Here is a 13,158-nt window from a genome sequence, read left to right on the forward strand (position 1 = left end):
TCGGCCGCCGCGGCTGACAAACCGCGCCATTACGCATCGCCGTCATCCCCCGCGCCGTCCCGGTGAAACAGCGCGAGAAACTGCTGCGCGGGAATGCTCAACGGCCGATCGCGCCGCACGAGGCTGCCGTACGACGGCAGCTTCTGTTCGAGCGCGAAATCGATGATCGCGACGAGCCCGTGTTCGGCATTGCGCCGCGCGACCGTCAGCGGAATCACGCCGAGCATGTGCGAACGGTCGACGAGGTTCATCGTCGTCAGGATCGAGCCCGTTTCGACGAGCCCGCGCGGCATCGGCTGGTGACGCATGCGGAATTCGCGCTCGACGACCTCGCGCGCCGGGCTGCCGGCCGGCTGCAGGATCCACGCGTAATCGAGCAGCGCATCGAATTCGACCGGCCCCGCGCCCGCGAGCGGATGGTCGCGGCCCGCAATGATCGCAAGCGCCTCGTCATCCACCACGCGGAAGTCGCAGTCGGTCCCGACGTGGCGCCCGATCACCACTTCGAGCACGCCTTCGCGAAGCTGCGGCATCAGCCGGTCGCTCGTATCCACCGCGATGTCGATTGCGAGCAGCGGATAACGCGCCTTCAACTGCACCAGCGCCTCGGTCAGCCGCCCCGGCGACGCCGCCATGATGCTGCCGATCGCGAGCCGCCCCGCGCTGCCGAGCTGCAGTTCGCCGAGCTCGCGGTTCAGTGCCTCCATGCTGCCGCGGATGCCGCGGAAATAGCCGAGCACGCGCTCGCCGGCCGGATTCAGCACGAGCCCGCGCCCGATGCGGTCGAACAGCCGCTGGCCGAGCGCGCTCTCCAGTTCGGCCAGCATCTTCGTCGCGGCCGGTTGCGTGAGGCCCATCTGCTCGGCCGCGGCACGCAGCGTCGAGCATTCGTCCACGGCCAGCAGCAGCGCGATCTGCCGCATGCGCAGCCGGTTCAGCAGTTGCGGGGTCGAGTCTCGTCGGTCGATCGAGCCCATTTTTGATTACTCCAGGTTATCGATTCATCAAGAGTTTTCAATTTACCGACTCATTCCGTCTACCTAGCATCAACCCCATAGACCAACGGCCGCGCGCCGCACCGGAGACACCGCATGCCCACCCCCTCGACCGCCGCCGCCCTGCCCGTCGTCGCGCTGACGCTCGGCGACCCCGCCGGTATCGGCGCCGAACTGATCGCGAAACTGCTCGCCCGCCCCGACGCGACCGCCCGCGCGAACCTCGTGCTGATCGGCGATCGCTGGCTGTGGGAAGCCGGCCAGCGTGTCGCCGGCGTCAAGGTCGACGTCGAACCCGTCGCGTCGCTGGCCGCCGCGCGCGACCGGCCGTCGGCCGCGCGCGCCGCGTTCGTCGCCGTCGACACGGTCGATCCCGCGCAGGTCACGGTCGGCCAGGCGAGTGCCGCCGGCGGCCGCTCGACGCTCGCCGTGCTCGACCGCTGCCTCGACGCCGCACTGGCCGGCGACATCGACGCGATCTGCTTCGCGCCGCTGAACAAGTACGCGATGAAGCTCGGCGGGCTGCGCCACGACGACGAGCTGCACCACTTCGCCGAGGCGCTCGGCGTGACCGGCTACTTCTGCGAATTCAACACGCTCGGCGAGCTGTGGACCGCGCGGATCTCGTCGCATATTCCGTTGAAGGACGCGGCGGCCCAGTTGAGCATCGAGCGGATCGAGCAGGCGTCCGAGCTGATCTACCGGTCGCTGCTCGCGAACGGCGTCGCCGCGCCGAAGGTGGCGATCGCCGCGTTCAACCCGCACGGCGGCGACGGCGGCAGTTGCGGCCGCGAGGAAGTCGACATCATCGAGCCGGCCGTGCGCCGCTTGCAGGCGCGCGACTGGCCGACCGACGCGCCGTTCCACGGCCCGTTCCCGGCCGACACGATCTTCCTGAAGGCGCAGGCCGGCGACTACCAGGCGATCGTCACGATGTATCACGACCAGGGGCAGATCGCGATCAAGCTGCTCGGCTTCTCGCGCGGCGTGACCGTGCAGGGCGGGCTGCCCGTACCGATCACGACGCCCGCGCACGGCACCGCATACGACATCGCGGGCCGCGGCACGGCCGACGTCGGCGCGACCTGGCAGGCGCTGCAGATTGCGTGCCGAATGGGCGCCGCGCGGCGTTCGCAGATCGTTTCGGCGTGACGCTCGCACGCCCTCTACCCACGACAACATCGATTCCGGAGACACCCTCATGAAGATCCGATCCGTACGCACCCGCGTATTCCAGTGGAAAGGCAAGACCGTCCCGCCGCAGGGCAACTTCTGTTCGAATGCGATGGACCTGCTGTACGCGCCGCAGGAAACGATGAGCACGTTCCGCTTCCATGCGTGGACGGTCGTCGAAGTCGAAACCGACGACGGCATCGTCGGCCTCGGCAACGTCGCGCTCGCGCCGCACGTCGCGAAGGTCATCATCGACCAGTACCTCGCGCCGCTCGTGATCGGCCAGGACCCGTGGGACTACGAGTACCTGAACCAGCGGATGTACCGCGCGACCCACGCATGGGGCCGCAAGGGCATCGGCATGGCGGCGATCTCGGCCGTCGACATCGCGATCTGGGACATCCTCGGCAAGAGCGTCGGCAAGCCGGTCTTCAAGCTGCTCGGCGGCCGTACCAAGGAAAGGATTCCCTGCTACTACTCGAAGCTGTATCGCACCGACCTGAAGGCGATGCAGGAAGAAGCGCAAACGTACCTGAAGGAAGGCTTCCGCGCGTTCAAGATGCGCTTCGGCTACGGGCCCGCGCACGGGCAGCAGGGCGTGGTCGAGAATCTGAAATCGGTCGCGGCGATCCGCGAGGTGATCGGCTACGACAACGACCTGATGCTCGAGTGCTACATGGGCTGGAACCTCGAGTATGCGAAGCGCATCCTGCCGAAGCTCGAGAAGTACCAGCCGCGCTGGCTGGAAGAACCGGTGATCGCCGACGACCTCGACGGCTACGCGGAGCTGAACCGGCTGACGCGCATCCCGATCTCCGGCGGCGAGCACGAATTCTCGCTGTACGGCTTCAAGCAACTGCTCGACCGCAAGGCCGTGTCGGTCGTCCAGTACGACACGAACCGCGTCGGCGGGATCACGATGGCGCACAAGATCAACGCGCTGTGCGAGGCGTACAGCGTGCCGGTGATTCCGCATGCGGGTCAGATGCACAACTACCACCTGACGATGAGCACGCTCGCGTCGCCGATGAGCGAGTACTTCCCGATGTTCGACGTCGAGGTCGGCAACGAGCTGTTCTATTACATCTTCGACGGCGAGCCAGTGGCCGAAAACGGCTTCCTGCAACTGCGCGACGACGTGCCGGGCCTCGGCCTCACGCTGAAGACCGAATTCCTCGACCAGTTCGACATCGTCGAGTGAGGCCGACCATGAACGCACGCTACCAGGGCGTCTTTCCCGTCGTGCCGACGATCTTCGATGCGCACGGCGCGCTCGATCTCGACGGCCAGCGCCGCTGCGTCGATTTCATGATCGATGCCGGCTCGCACGGCCTCTGCATCCACGCGAACTATTCCGAGCAATTCGCGCTCGGCGACGACGAACGCGATCTCGTCACACGCACGACGCTCGAACACGTCGCCGGCCGCGTGCCGGTAATCGTCACGACGTCGCACTTCAGCGCGCGGATCTGCGCGACGCGCAACCGGCAGGCCCAGGCGCTCGGCGCGGCGATGGTGATGGTGATGCCGCCGTACCACGGCGCGACGTTCCGCGTGCCCGAAGCCCAGGTGCGCGCGTACTTCCGCGAAGTCGCCGACGGCCTCGACATCCCGCTGATGATCCAGGACGCGCCGGCGAGCGGCGTTGCGTTGCCGGCGTCGCTGCTCGCGACGCTCGCACGCGAGATCGACGCGGTGTCGTACTTCAAGATCGAGACGGCCGGCGCCGCGTCGAAGCTGCGCGAGCTGATCGCGCTCGGCGGCGATGCGATCGAGGGGCCGTGGGACGGCGAGGAAGGCATCACGCTACTCGCCGATCTCGACGCCGGCGCGACCGGCGCGATGACGGGCGGCGGCTATCCGGACGGCATTCGCCGGATCACCGACGCGTATTTCGCCGGGCGCCGCGACGATGCATGCGACGCGTACGCGCGCTGGCTGCCGCTGATCAACTACGAGAACCGCCAGTCGGGCTTCCTCACCGCGAAGGCGCTGATGAAGGAAGGCGGCGTGATCGCGTGCGACCGGCCGCGCGCGCCGTGGCCGGAGTTGCATCCGCAGGTGCGTACCGGCCTGCTCGATACGGCGCGGCGGCTCGACCCGATCGTGCTGCGCTGGGGGCGTTAGGGCCTGTTCACGCTAATAACGGGCTGGCGCTAGACATCGCTTTTGTACCCGCAACGCGCGTGCGTTGCGCATCGGCGTGACGGCGGCCTGACAGAAGGCCGCCGCCGCTCATCAGATGGACGGAGACACCATGAACCTGCTGAACCCCGCGACCCCGGCATACGACGCCGGCGAAGCCATCCCGCGCCGCCGCTGGCTGCGCGTGATTCCACCGCTGCTGCTCGCCTGCATCATTTCCTACATGGACCGCGTGAACATCGCGTTCGCGATGCCCGGCGGGATGAACGCCGATCTCGGCATGGACGCGACGATGGCCGGCCTCGCCGGCGGCATCTTCTTCTTCGGCTACCTGTTCCTGCAGATTCCCGGCGGCCGGCGCGCGGCACTCGGCAGCGGCAAGGCGTTCATCGCGTGGTCGCTCGTGAGCTGGGCCGTGCTGTCGGTGCTGACCGGGCTCGTCACGCACACGTGGCAGTTGCTGGCGCTGCGCTTCCTGCTCGGCGTGGCCGAGGGCGGGATGCTGCCCGTCGTGCTCACGATGGTCAGCCACTGGTTTCCCGATCGCGAACGCGGCCGCGCGAATGCGATGGTCATCCTGTTCGTGCCGCTCGCCGGCATGATCACCGCGCCGCTGTCCGGCTTCATCCTCGCCGCGTACGACTGGCATCACCTGTTCTTCTGCGCGGGCGCACTGTCGCTGCTGTGTCTCGTCGTCTGGATGCTGTTCGCCGACGACGGCCCGGAGACCGCGCGCTGGGTATCGCCGCGCGAGAAGGCCTACATCCTCGATGCGCTGCGCGACGAGCAGGAACGCAAGCGCGCGGCCGGCACGCCGGCGGCCGCATCGTTCGGCGAACTGCTGCGCCACCCTACGATCTGGCTGCTCATCGCGATCAACTTCTGCTATCAGGCCGGCATCTACGGCTATACGATGTGGTTGCCGACCCTGCTGAAAAACCTCACGCACAGCGGGATGGGCAGAATCGGCCTGCTCGCGATGCTGCCGTACATCGCGATGGTGATCGGGATGCTCGTCACGTCGTATTGGTCCGACCGGACCGGCAAGCGGCGCCTGTTCGTGCTGCTGCCGCTCGTCGGGTTCGCCGCATGCCTCGCGCTGTCGGTGCACGCGCATGCGTCGATGGCCGTATCGTTCGCGTTCCTGATCGGCTGCGGCTTCTTCCTGCAGGCGGCGGCCGGCGTGTTCTGGGCGATTCCGCCGAAGCTCTGCAGCGTCGAGACGGCCGGCAGCGCACGCGGCCTGATCAACGCGCTCGGCAATCTCGGCGGCTTCTGCGGCCCGTATGCGGTCGGCGTGCTGACGCAGCACGTGAGCGCGGCGGCTGGCGTATACAGCCTCGCGGTCACGCTCGCGGTGGCCGGCCTGCTCGCGCTGACGCTGCCGAAGCGCTGCGAGGGCTGACGACGCCTGCGCGGGACGGAACGACACACCGGAGACCCACCATGAACGACATCCTGCTGCTGGTGCAGAAATGCGCCCATACCTTCAGCTTCTACGACCTCGACACGAAAGCGCCGCTCAAGCACATCGTGCTGCCGAACTTCCCGCACGAATTCACCGTCGACGTGAACAACCGCTACGCGTACGTCGGCATCTTCGGGATCGAGACCGCGTGGTCGCGCGGCCATGAAGGCGATCACCGGATTGCCGAGATCGATCTCGTCGAGCGCACCCACACGCGCATGCTCGACCTGTGGCCGTACTACCGGCCGCACGGGATGGCGAGCGACCGCGACGGGCGGCTCTATGCGATGAGCGAAGCGCACGACATGCTGCTCGTCTTCGATGAGCCCACCCGGCAGCAGGTCCCGAACATGGCGGTGCCGTCCGGCGGCGTGAAGACGCATCTCGTGACGCTCACGCGCGACGCAAGCCGCGCATACGGCGTGCATCTGCTGTCGAATACGGTCACGCAATTCCATCCGCGCGACGCGACCGTCGCGCCGCGCGCGGTGATGCCCGGCCCGCGCCCCGAAGGCAATGCGCTGTCGAGCGACGAGCGCACGCTGTTCGTCGCGAATCGCGGCGACGACACGCTGGTCGAGATCGACACGGCGACGATGACCTGCGGCCGCCGCGTGAAAACGCGCAGCGACCCGAACCGCATCTACCGGACGAGCGCGCCCGATGGTCACGACCTGCTGCTGTTGACCAACTCGGGCGAGCGGTCGATCTCGGTGTTCGATGCGCGGCAGCTCGAGGAGATCGAGCGCATCGCGCTGCCCGCGAACCCGACCGCGCTGTCGTTCCATCCGTCGCGACGCGTCGCGTACGTGTCGTTCCACGACGACCATGTGCGCGAACTCGACCTCGATGCGTGGCGTTTCGTCGGTGCGCTGGCGACGCTGCGCGAGCCCGATGCGTCGTACGTGCTCGCCGGCGCCCTCTGACATGCGCGACGCAGCGCCGCCCGACGGCATGCCCGATGCGCTCGTCGATGCGCATCACCACCTGTGGCGACTCGATGCGGGCGCGCACTACCCGTGGCTGCAGACGCACTACGACCCGGCACGCTTCATGTTCGGCGACTACGCGGCGCTGTGCCGCGACTTCGACGTCGACGCTTTCCGGCGCGCGGCGCAATGCGCGCCGCTCGTCACCAGCGTGCACGTCGAAGCCGAACGCGCGCGCGACGAGGCGCTCGCGGAAACGCGCTGGCTGCATGAAGTTGCGGCCGCGCACGCGCTGCCGTCGGCGATCGTCGCGTGGGTCGACCTGCTGGCCGGCGATGCGGACGAACGGCTTGCCGAACAGGCCGCGTGGCCTCGCGTGCGCGGCGTGCGGTTCAAGCCGCGCACCGCGGCCGCGCCGGATGCGTTGATCGACGGGCCGGGCGCGCTGCATGACCCGCGCTGGCCGGCCGCGCTCGAACGCCTCGCCGCGCACGGCCTGAACTGGGATCTGCGCGTGCCGTTCTGGCATCTCGGCGACGCGGCCGCGATGCTGACCGACGCGCCCGCGGTCGACGTCGTGCTCGAACACGCCGGGCTACCGTGGGACCGTTCCGAAGCCGGGCTCGCGCGCTGGCGCAGCGGCATGGCGGCGCTCGCCGCGTTGCCGCGCGTGAGCGTGAAAATCTCCGAACTCGGCCTGCGCGATGCGGTATGGAACGACGCGGACAACGCAAGGATCATCCGCGACACGATCGCGATCTTCGGCTGGCAGCGCTGCCTGTTCGCCAGCAATTTCCCGGTGGCCGGGCTGCGCGTGTCCTATCCCGCGCTGCTGCGCACGTTCGCCGGTGCGATCGCGCATCTCGACGGCCCTGCGCGCCGCGCGATCTGGCATGACAACGCATTGCGGGTGTACCGGATCGCGCTCGACGCGCCGCATCAACCGGCGCTCGGGTAACGCCGCCTTCCCGCCATTCCTCTCCGTCGGGCCGCACCACGCACACCCCGACCACCACATTTTGTGCATCGCACGACCGACCGTGAGCAAAAAGTATCGGCTCACGAACTCTTTTGATGTGGTGATCGCGTCGCCCGCGTCACACCATTGTCCCTGCCGTCATCGGCGGCATTCGAACAAGCAGAATCAAGGAGACACGGGTGAACAAGATGCGAATCGTCGCAGCCGGCGTGCTGCTCGGCGCCTGTCTGCCGGGCGTCGCGGCCGCGCAAACCTGCAAGGTGCCGACCCTCCGCGTGCTCGCGCAGAAGAGCCTCGGCCTGTCGGTGATGGAGAAATCGCTGGCCGACTACGAGAAGAAGAACGGCACGAAGGTCGAGATCAGCTACTTCGGCGAGAACGACCGCCGCGCGAAATCGCGGCTCGACGCGTCGACCGGCGCCGGTTCCTACCAGATCTACTACGTCGACGAGGCGAACGTCGCCGAATTCGCGTCGGCCAACTGGATCGTGCCGCTCCTCAAGTACTACCCGAAGGACTACGACTACGACGACTTCCTGCCCGGCCGCCGCGCGGTCGCGAGCTACAACGGCGTCGCGTACTTCGCGCCGCTGATCGGCGGCGGCGACTTCCTGTTCTACCGCCGCGACCTGCTCGACGCCGCGCACATTCCGGTGCCGAAGACGCTCGACCAGCTCGTCGCCGCGATCAAGAAGCTCAACGCGCCGCCGAAGCTGTACGGCTGGGTCGCGCGCGGCCAGCGCGGCTCGGGGATGAACGTGTGGCGCTGGTCGCCGTTCATGCTCGGCATGGGCGGCACATGGACCGACAAGGGCGGCCAGCCCGCGTTCGACTCGCCGGCCGCGGTGAAGGCCACGCAGCTCTACAGCGACCTGTTCAAGTACGCGCCGCCGGGCTCGGCGACCTACGACTGGAGCAACGCGCTCGAAGCGTTCCGCTCGGGCAAGGTCGCGTTCATGATCGAATCGACACCGTTCGCGGACTGGATGGAAGACGCGAGCAAGTCGAGCGTGGCCGGCAAGGTCGGCTACACGCGCCCGCCCGCGCCGCTGCCGTCGGCCGCGTACGGCCACGGCTTCGCGATCTCGGCGGTCGGCGCGAAGGACGACTGCATGCGGCTGGCCGCCGGCCGCTTCATCGCGTGGGCGACCAGCAAGGACCAGGAGCAGGCACGGCTGCGCAACGGCGTGTTCAGCGACTACAACCGCTCGAGCACGATCGCCAGCCCGTACTTCAAGCAGCACGTCGCGCCGCAGATCCAGGCCGGGCTGAACGACACCAACCCCGTCACGCAGGTGACGATCTGGCGCACGCCGCAGTGGCCGGATATCGGCGACAACCTCGGCATCGCGCTCGAACAGGTGTTCACCGGCACGCAGACGGACATCCGCGGCACGCTCGACGAAGCGGACCAGTACGCGAAGGACGCGCTCGAACATGGCGCTCGCAAATGACGGCACGGGCGGACGCGCGCTCGGCGTCCGCCCGGCCCCTTCCGCACCGTCGGCCCGGCGCGGCCGCGCGCGCCGCGATCGCACCAGCCTGCCGTGGGTGTTCCTCGCGCCGACGCTCGCGCTGCTCGCGGTCCTGAGCCTCGTCCCGACGATCGCCGCGGTCAACCTCGCGCTGCGCAACCGCGTGCTGCGCTACCCGGACAGCGAATACGTCGGCCTGCGCAACTTCGTGCGACTCGCGTCGGACCGGCGCTTCCTGAACGCGATCGAGGTATCGGTGCTGTGGGAGGTCGTCACGGTCGCGGGCGCGGTACTGGTCGGCATCGCGCTCGCGGTGTTCCTGTTCGAGCGCGTGCACGGCCGCTGGCGCCGCTTCGCGTCGCTGGTGCTGATCATGCCGGTGCTGCTGCCGCGCGTGTCGGCCGCGTTCATCTGGAAGTTCATGTACGCGCCGCTCACCGGCATCCTGAGCTGGCTGCTCGGCGCGCTCGGCGTCGAGCACACCGCGTTTCTCGCCGATCCGCATCTCGCGCTGTACGCGGTCGCGCTCGTCGACGTGTGGCAGTGGGGGCTGTTCTTCGCGGTCGTGATCCTGAAGCTGCTGGAAACGCTGCCGCCCGAGCCGCTCGAAGCCGCGCGGCTCGACTACGCGACGACGTGGCAGGTGCATGCGTACATCGCGCTGCCGATGCTGAAGGCGCCGCTCGTGAGCCTCGTGTTCATCAAGATGGTCGAGTCGCTGCGCTCGTTCGACCTGATCTACGTGATGACCAAGGGCGGCCCCGGCATCGCGACCGAGACGCTCGATCTCTACGCGTACCAGCAGGGCATCGGCCTCGCCGGCAAGGTGTCGTATGCGTCGGGCATGGCCGTGCTGATGATGGTCGCGACCACGCTCGTCTTCACGCTCATCTGGAAGAGGGTCAACAAATGGGACGACTGATGGCCCGCCGCGGCCCCGCCGCCACCACCGCTTCCACCGTCGCGATCGCCGGCGCGATCCTGCTCGTCGCCGCGTTCCCGCTGTTCTGGGCCGTGCTCAATTCGCTCAAGCACCTGCTCGACATCGTCACGCCGACGCCGCGCTTCTTCTTCACGCCGACGCTCGCGAACTACGAACAGGTGCTGTCGAGCCCCGAGGTCTTGATCGGGCTCGGCAACAGCATCGCGATCGTCGGCGCGGCCGTGCTGATCGGCGCCGTGCTCGGCGTGCCGGCCGCGTACGCAATCGCGCGCTACCCGATACGCGGCAAGCGCGACATCCAGTTCTTCCTGCTATCGCTGCGCTTCCTGCCGCCCGTCGCGGTCGCGCTGCCGCTGATCGCGATCTGGGTCGATCTCGGGCTGTACGACACCAAGCTGTCGATGATCGTCACGTACCTGCTCGTCACGCTGTCGACCATCACGTGGCTGTCGATCCCCGTGTTCCGCCGGCTGCCGCGCGAGATCGAGGAGGCCGCCGCGCTCGACGGCTACGGCCCGTACGCGGTGTTCTGGCATATCGCGCTGCCGGTGTGCGCGAGCACGCTGCTCGGCGGCATCGTGTTCAGCTTCGTGCTGGTGTGGAACGAACTGATGATCGCGCTCGCCCTCACGTCGTCGCGCAGCGCGACGCTGCCGGTGGTCGCGTCCGCGTTCACGTCGCTCGGCCAGGAAGTGCCGTGGGGCGTGATCAACGCGTCGACGGTGCTGCTCGCGCTGCCGCCGCTCGTTTTCGTCGGCATGCTGAGCCGGCTGCTCAATTCGATGGTCAAGGGAAAATAAGGAGAACACGTTGAAAGCGCTCGTACTCGAACGCACGCGCGAGCTCGCGCTGCGCGACATCGACCTGCCGCAAGCGGTCGGCCCCGGCGACGTCCGGATCAAGGTGCATACGGTCGGCGTCTGCGGCAGCGACGTGCATTACTACGTCCACGGCGGCATCGGCCCGTTCCGCGTCGACGCGCCGATGGTGCTCGGCCATGAAGCGTCCGGCACCGTCGTCGAGACGGGCGCCGGCGTCACGCACCTGCGCGTCGGCGACCGCGTGTGCATGGAGCCCGGCGTGCCGCGCCTCGATTCGCCCGCGACGCTGCGCGGCCTCTACAACCTCGATCCCGACGTGCGCTTCTGGGCGACGCCGCCGATCCACGGCTGCCTGACGCCGTTCGTCGTGCATCCGGCCGCGTTCACGTACCGGCTGCCCGACAACGTGTCGTTCGCCGAAGGCGCGATCGTCGAGCCGCTGTCGATCGGCCTGCAGGCCGCGAAGAAGGCGGCGATGAAGCCGGGCGACCTTGCCGTCGTGATCGGCGCCGGCACGATCGGCGCGATGACGGCGCTCGCCGCGCTCGCCGGCGGCGCCGCGCGCGTGATCCTCGCCGACGTCGTGCCGGACAAGCTCGCGCTGTTCGCCGGCAACCCGGCCGTCACGACCGTCGACGTGCGTACGCGGCCGCTCGCCGACGCGGTGGCCGAGGCGTCGGGCGGCTGGGGCGCGGACGTCGTGTTCGAGGCGAGCGGCAGCGCGAACGCGTATGCGGGCCTCGTCGACCTGATGTGCCCGGGCGGCTGCGCGGTGCTGATCGGGATGCCGGTCGCGCCGGTGCCGCTCGACGTCGTCGCGCTGCAGGCGAAGGAAGGCCGCATCGAATCGGTGTTCCGCTACGCGAACATCTTTCCGCGCGCGCTCGCGCTGATCGCATCCGGCGCGATCGACGTGAAGCCGTTCATCTCGCGCACGTTCCCGTTTTCCGAAGGCGTGCGCGCGTTCGAGGAAGCGGCGAGCGGGCACCCGCGCGACGTCAAGATTCAGATCGAAATGGATTGAGCCATGGCCCGAATCGTCTGCCACGCATTGTCGAAACACTACGACGGCGGCCCCGCCGTGCTGCATCCGCTCGACCTCGAGATCGCCGACGGCGAATTCATCGTGTTGCTCGGCCCGTCCGGCTGCGGCAAGTCGACGATGCTGCGGATGATCGCGGGCCTCGAGGCGATCACCGGCGGCGAGCTCGTGATCGGCGACGCGGTCGTCAACGACCTGCCGTCGCGCGAGCGCAATGTCGCGATGGTGTTCCAGAACTACGCGCTGTACCCGCACATGACGGTGTACGACAACATCGCGTTCGGCCTGCGGCGGCTCAAGGTGCCGGCCGACGAGATCGACCGCCGCGTGCGCGACGTCGCGCGCATCCTGAGCCTCGACGCGCTGCTCGACCGCCGCCCGCGCGCGATGTCGGGCGGCCAGCAGCAGCGCGCGGCGATCGCGCGGGCGATGATCAAGACGCCCGCCGTGTTCCTGTTCGACGAGCCGCTGTCGAACCTCGACGCAAAGCTGCGCACGCAGTTGCGCGCCGACATCAAGCGACTGCACCGGCAACTGAAGACCACCACGCTGTACGTCACGCACGATCAGCTCGAAGCGATGACGCTCGCCGACCGCGTCGTGCTGATGCGCGGCGGCCACATCGAGCAGATCGGCACGCCCGCCGAGCTGTACGGCCAGCCGCACACGGTATTCGCGGCCGGGTTCGTCGGCACGCCGGCGATGAACTTCGCGGCGGGCACGATCGAGCGTGTCGGCGCGACCGTGCTGCTCGACTGCAACGGCGCGCGCTGGCCGCTTGCATCGCCGCGCTTCGCGCACCTGCACGACGGTCAGCAGGTGAAGGCCGCGATCCGGCCGAACCACCTGCGGCTCGTCGCCGAAGGCGATCCGACCCCGGGCGCGCTCGCGCTGACCGGCACGGTCGAGCTCGTCGAGCTGCTCGGCGCCGAGGCCCTCGTCACGCTGGACTGGCGCGGCCAGCCGTGCGCGGCCCTCGTGCCGGCCCCGATGGCCCCGGCGCCCGGCGCCGTGGTAGCGTTTCGCTTCGACGAAGAAGCCCTGCATCTGTTCGACGCCGGCACCGAGCGCAACGTCACGCTGCCGGATGCGAACCCGATCGCGCACGCGGTGCCGCCGACGGCCGCGACGCGCGCCACGCCGCCCGCCGCGACGGGCTGGTCGATGTCCCGTCCGTAGCACGCCGGC

The 13,158-nt window shown here is 68.7% G+C and carries 12 protein-coding genes; 11 read left to right on the forward strand and 1 reads right to left on the reverse strand.

Annotation, left to right across the window (positions count from 1 at the left end; all coding sequences use genetic code 11):
* Positions 1 to 29 precede the first annotated feature (29 nt).
* A complete protein-coding gene (locus JMF86_RS26935; RefSeq protein WP_011548656.1) occupies positions 30 to 977 on the reverse strand; it encodes a LysR family transcriptional regulator in 948 nt (315 codons plus the stop codon).
* Positions 978 to 1,091: 114 nt separating this feature from the next.
* Here JMF86_RS26935 and JMF86_RS26940 point away from each other — a divergent pair, with 114 nt between their 5' ends.
* From JMF86_RS26940 to JMF86_RS26990, 11 genes are all read left to right on the forward strand, one after another.
* Positions 1,092 to 2,147: a 4-hydroxythreonine-4-phosphate dehydrogenase PdxA gene (locus tag JMF86_RS26940; RefSeq protein ID WP_011548657.1), complete on the forward strand. Its 1,056-nt coding sequence runs from the start codon at positions 1,092 to 1,094 to the stop codon at positions 2,145 to 2,147.
* 49 nt (positions 2,148 to 2,196) lie between these two features.
* Positions 2,197 to 3,369: an L-rhamnonate dehydratase gene (locus JMF86_RS26945; RefSeq protein ID WP_011548658.1), complete on the forward strand. Its 1,173-nt coding sequence runs from the start codon at positions 2,197 to 2,199 to the stop codon at positions 3,367 to 3,369.
* An 8-nt stretch (positions 3,370 to 3,377) separates the two neighbouring features.
* On the forward strand, positions 3,378 to 4,295 hold the full coding sequence (locus tag JMF86_RS26950; RefSeq protein ID WP_011548659.1) for a dihydrodipicolinate synthase family protein: 918 nt from the start codon (positions 3,378 to 3,380) through the stop codon (positions 4,293 to 4,295).
* Positions 4,296 to 4,425: 130 nt separating this feature from the next.
* Entirely contained in the window at positions 4,426 to 5,718 is a 1,293-nt protein-coding gene (locus tag JMF86_RS26955; protein ID WP_011548660.1) for an MFS transporter, read from the forward strand.
* A 41-nt stretch (positions 5,719 to 5,759) separates the two neighbouring features.
* On the forward strand, positions 5,760 to 6,707 hold the full coding sequence (locus tag JMF86_RS26960; RefSeq protein ID WP_011548661.1) for a YncE family protein: 948 nt from the start codon (positions 5,760 to 5,762) through the stop codon (positions 6,705 to 6,707).
* A gap of 1 nt (position 6,708) precedes the next feature.
* Positions 6,709 to 7,668, forward strand: coding sequence for an amidohydrolase (locus JMF86_RS26965; RefSeq protein WP_011548662.1), 960 nt, complete (start codon positions 6,709 to 6,711; stop codon positions 7,666 to 7,668).
* Positions 7,669 to 7,877: 209 nt separating this feature from the next.
* A complete protein-coding gene (locus JMF86_RS26970) occupies positions 7,878 to 9,143 on the forward strand; it encodes a sugar ABC transporter substrate-binding protein (RefSeq protein WP_011548663.1) in 1,266 nt (421 codons plus the stop codon).
* Positions 9,127 to 10,086, forward strand: a complete 960-nt coding sequence (locus JMF86_RS26975; protein WP_011548664.1) for a carbohydrate ABC transporter permease — start codon at positions 9,127 to 9,129, stop codon at positions 10,084 to 10,086. The genes JMF86_RS26970 and JMF86_RS26975 overlap by 17 nt, the downstream gene beginning before the upstream one ends.
* Positions 10,074 to 10,907, forward strand: coding sequence for a carbohydrate ABC transporter permease (locus JMF86_RS26980; protein WP_041489441.1), 834 nt, complete (start codon positions 10,074 to 10,076; stop codon positions 10,905 to 10,907). Before JMF86_RS26975 ends, JMF86_RS26980 begins: the two co-directional genes overlap by 13 nt.
* Positions 10,908 to 10,917: 10 nt before the next feature.
* A complete protein-coding gene (locus JMF86_RS26985; RefSeq protein WP_006480069.1) occupies positions 10,918 to 11,952 on the forward strand; it encodes an NAD(P)-dependent alcohol dehydrogenase in 1,035 nt (344 codons plus the stop codon).
* A 3-nt stretch (positions 11,953 to 11,955) separates the two neighbouring features.
* Complete coding sequence (locus JMF86_RS26990) at positions 11,956 to 13,149, forward strand: ABC transporter ATP-binding protein (RefSeq protein WP_011548666.1); 1,194 nt, start codon at positions 11,956 to 11,958, stop codon at positions 13,147 to 13,149.
* Positions 13,150 to 13,158 lie beyond the last annotated feature (9 nt).

The sequence above is a fragment of the Burkholderia sp. E168m15 genome (assembly GCF_016586105.1).
Classification (GTDB): Bacteria; Pseudomonadota; Gammaproteobacteria; order Burkholderiales; family Burkholderiaceae; genus Burkholderia; species Burkholderia orbicola.

Bases quoted from the DNA above. Each gene is read 5' to 3' on its own strand.
- JMF86_RS26935 (WP_011548656.1), bottom strand. From the start codon at position 977: ATGGGCTCGATCGACCGACGAGACTCGACCCCGCAACTGCTGAACCGG.
- JMF86_RS26940 (WP_011548657.1), top strand. From the start codon at position 1,092: ATGCCCACCCCCTCGACCGCCGCCGCCCTGCCCGTCGTCGCGCTGACG.
- JMF86_RS26945 (WP_011548658.1), top strand. From the start codon at position 2,197: ATGAAGATCCGATCCGTACGCACCCGCGTATTCCAGTGGAAAGGCAAG.
- JMF86_RS26950 (WP_011548659.1), top strand. From the start codon at position 3,378: ATGAACGCACGCTACCAGGGCGTCTTTCCCGTCGTGCCGACGATCTTC.
- JMF86_RS26955 (WP_011548660.1), top strand. From the start codon at position 4,426: ATGAACCTGCTGAACCCCGCGACCCCGGCATACGACGCCGGCGAAGCC.
- JMF86_RS26960 (WP_011548661.1), top strand. From the start codon at position 5,760: ATGAACGACATCCTGCTGCTGGTGCAGAAATGCGCCCATACCTTCAGC.
- JMF86_RS26965 (WP_011548662.1), top strand. From the start codon at position 6,709: ATGCGCGACGCAGCGCCGCCCGACGGCATGCCCGATGCGCTCGTCGAT.
- JMF86_RS26970 (WP_011548663.1), top strand. From the start codon at position 7,878: ATGCGAATCGTCGCAGCCGGCGTGCTGCTCGGCGCCTGTCTGCCGGGC.
- JMF86_RS26975 (WP_011548664.1), top strand. From the start codon at position 9,127: ATGGCGCTCGCAAATGACGGCACGGGCGGACGCGCGCTCGGCGTCCGC.
- JMF86_RS26980 (WP_041489441.1), top strand. From the start codon at position 10,074: ATGGGACGACTGATGGCCCGCCGCGGCCCCGCCGCCACCACCGCTTCC.
- JMF86_RS26990 (WP_011548666.1), top strand. From the start codon at position 11,956: ATGGCCCGAATCGTCTGCCACGCATTGTCGAAACACTACGACGGCGGC.